1 protein-coding gene and 1 pseudogene are annotated in these 2,764 nt (G+C 75.6%); one reads left to right on the top strand and one right to left on the bottom strand.

All coding sequences use genetic code 11. The features are described from left to right. Window positions 1-143 precede the first annotated feature (143 nt). The gene (locus ACFV61_RS01860; RefSeq protein WP_380489498.1) at window positions 144-1,403 is read right to left on the bottom strand and encodes a pyroglutamyl peptidase; all 1,260 of its coding nucleotides are present in this window, start codon (window positions 1,401-1,403) and stop codon (window positions 144-146) included. Window positions 1,404-1,611: 208 nt separating this feature from the next. Here ACFV61_RS01860 and ACFV61_RS01855 point away from each other — a divergent pair. After that, a pseudogene (locus ACFV61_RS01855) lies at window positions 1,612-2,163 on the top strand (TerD family protein); the annotation flags it as partial. Window positions 2,164-2,764 lie beyond the last annotated feature (601 nt).

Genomic DNA, 2,764 nt, shown 5'->3' with positions numbered 1-2,764 from the left:
CCCGGGCTGGGGGGGGAGGGGGCCGCCGCAACCGGGCTCATCCCTCTCCCCCGGGGCCGCCGGGGGGGCGGGCTGTTCGCCCGGCGGGTGTAGCCGGCCCGCCGCGCGGGCCCGGGGCTCGGAACCGGGTGTGGCGCCGGGGCTCAGAACCGGGCGTGGCGCAGGATCTCGCGAACCTGGTCGGCGATGGAGGCCTCGTTCTGCTCGAACTCCGGGGCGGTGAGGCGGTCCTGTTGGGCGGGCAGGCCGGTGAGGACGGGGGTGTGCAGGTGGCCGCCGGGGAGGTCGGGGGCGAGGTCGAGGCGCAGGCGGTTGGAGCGGTAGGCGACCTCGTTGGAGAGGTATCCGCCGCCGCCACCGGCGACGGCTCGGGAGCCGGGGGTGGGGCCGTCCGCGCGGTCGACGGGGTCGACGCCGCCCTCGGGGATCTCGGTGACGGTGGTGTTGAGGCGGACGGGGTAGGGCTGCTGGACGGCCGTCATGGCGTCGGTGGGCAGGGTGGTGCGGATGAACTCCGGGCCGTCGTCCAGGCCCGGGGCGGTGACCGGGTGCTGCCGGGTGCCGCCGGAGAGCGTGCCGGTGTTGTCGGTGGCGGGATCGGCGGAGCGGGCCCGCCCGGCCCAGGCCTCCAGGGTGAACAGGCCCGGGTAGCCCTGGCTGATGCTGGTGATCAGGTCGGCGGCCTGCGGGCCGGGGGAGAGGTGCGGGCCGAAGGCGCGCTCGACGACGCCGTCGTCGAAGTCGCCGTAGCGGACCGGCAGCAGGACGGCCCGGACTTCGGCCGGGCTGCCGTCGGCGAGGGTGATCCGCCGCCCGTGCAGTTGCAGGACGGCGGCGCCGGAGGGGTTGGCGCGGCGCGGCTCGGTGTCGAGGCCGTACGGGTCGAAGCCGCTGACGAAGATCCGCCGGACGCCGGGGGTGGCGGTGAAGCCGTCGTCGAGGCCTCGGGAGGCGTCCTCGAAGCGGGCCCGCAGATCGGCCGGGTCGACGTCGAACCCGGGTTGCCAGCGGGCCAGTTGGACGGTCATGGCGAGCCTGGTCCAGTACAGCGGGCGGTCGTCGCGGGCGGGGAGTTCGCCGCTGGGCCGCCGGCCCTGGGCCCGGTCCACCCCGGCCTGCCAGAGTGCCCGGCCCCAGGCGCCCGCCACCCGCTCCGCCTGCCGGGCGTTCCGGGCGGTGCACAGGGCGGCGGGGAAGCCCCGGAGCAGGTCGCGCAGGCCGGAGCGCTCGGTGAAGGCGGTCGTCCGCTGGTCCTGGAGCCGGGCCTGTTCGGTGTCCACCGGGGCGGTGGCGACGACCGGGCAGGCCGCCGGGGCGGCCTGGGCGGCGGCCGGGGTGAGCAGGGCGGTGAGGGTGCCGGTGAGGGCGGCGGCCAGGGTGGCGGCGCGACGAAGGCGTGTCATGTCACCTGACAATAGGTCGGGGGCCGACACCCCGCCAGGGCGCCCAGCTCGCGCGCCCCGGCCGGCAAGACCGCGCCACGGGCCCGTGGCCTGCTGGAACGTCCCGTCCAGCACTGACGGGAAGTCGGGAACCGGCGCGAGCTCTACAGCGTTGTCGTGGTCGAACAGTGGAAACAGCGGTCATTCGAACGGTGGCGGAGGAAGTGTCATGAGTGTGGCCCTGACGAAGGGCGGCAACGTCTCCCTGGGCAAGCAGGCCCCCGGGCTGCGGGTCGTACGGGTCGGCCTCGGCTGGACGGTCGGCGCCGGGTACGACCTGGACGCCAGCGCCCTGCTCTGCGACGCCTCCGGGAAGGTCGTCTCGGACCAGCACTTCGTCTTCTTCAACAACCTGCAGAGCCCGGACGGTTCGGTCCGCCACCAGGGCGGCGCCGGTGGCGGCGACGACCAGGAGCAGATCGACGTCCGGCTCGCGGACGTCCCGGCCGGGGTGGAGAAGATCGTCTTCGCGGTCGCGGTCTACGACGCGGTGCAGCGGCGCCAGAGCTTCGGCCAGGTCCGCGGCGCGTACATCCGGCTCACCGACCCGGACGGCGGCGCCGAGGCGGCCCGCTACGACGTGGCGGCCGAGGCGGGCAGCGAGACGGCGATGGTGTTCGGCGAGCTCTACCGGCACGGCGCGGACTGGAAGTTCCGGGCCGTCGGGCAGGGGTACGCGTCGGGGCTCGCGGGTATCGCCGCCGACTTCGGGGTGGACGTCCTGCAACCGGCGCCCGCCGCGCCCGTGCCGGCTCCGGCGGTGCCCGCCGCGCCGGCCATGGCGCCCGCCGTGCCCGCCGTGGCGCCCGCCGTGCCCGCCGTGGCGCCCGCTGTCCCGATGACCCAGCCAGGACCAGGGAGTTCCCCCGTGACGTGTTTCTTCGACCCCTCGCACGGCCTCGGCTCGACGGCGGTGCTGTGGTCGCCGCAGTGGGGCGTGCCGCGCCAGATCGAGACCTGCGCCGCCTGCGCCCAGCGGGTGCAGACCACCGTGCCGCCGTTCTACACCCCGCAGCAGGGCTACCCGCAGCCGGTCCAGCAGGGCTATCCGCAGCCGGTCCAGGGCCAGCCCGCTCAGGGCCAGCCGGGCCAGGGCGGACGCCGCTTCGGCACCGGCGCGCTGATCGGCGCGGGCGCGGCCGGCCTGGTCGGCGGCGCGCTGCTCAACGAGGCGTTCAGCGACGACACTCCCGAGGTGGTCGTGAACAACTACTACGAGGGCGACGACGACAGCTTCTTCTAGGCCGTTTTCTTCTAGGGCGTTCCCCAGGGCGCCCCCTGGGCCGCCAGCCCTCCCGCCGGCCGCGCAGTTCGACGAACTG

It is taken from the genome of Kitasatospora sp. NPDC059817, assembly GCF_042731835.1.
Classification (GTDB): Bacteria; Actinomycetota; Actinomycetes; order Streptomycetales; family Streptomycetaceae; genus Kitasatospora.
This window is presented reverse-complemented; position numbering and strand designations above follow the sequence as displayed.